1 protein-coding gene is annotated in these 231 nt (G+C 40.3%); it reads left to right on the top strand.

Translation table 11 applies throughout. From position 1 onward, the window contains the following. Positions 1–103: 103 nt before the first annotated feature. The coding region (locus SB775_RS34260; RefSeq protein WP_410865744.1) for an HAD hydrolase family protein at positions 104–231 on the top strand (128 nt) is incomplete at its 3' end.

The raw sequence follows: 231 nt of genomic DNA, 5'->3' as shown, positions 1-231 counted from the left end.
CGTTGATTCATCAAGCAGGGGTTGTTTCAACTGCATGTTCTAAAGCACCAAGCTAGGGCATATCCTCATCTTAAGTACAGTCATCAAGAAGGGGGATGCCTCAGTGTCAAAAAAACTACTAGCACTCAATATAGATGGAACGTTACTTCGTTCCAATGGAAAAATTCATTCCGCTACAAAAGAAGCTGTGGAATATGTAAAGAAAAAAGGGGTTTATGTGACGATTGTCAC

It is taken from the genome of Peribacillus sp. SIMBA_075, from assembly GCF_046534585.1.
This window is presented reverse-complemented; position numbering and strand designations above follow the sequence as displayed.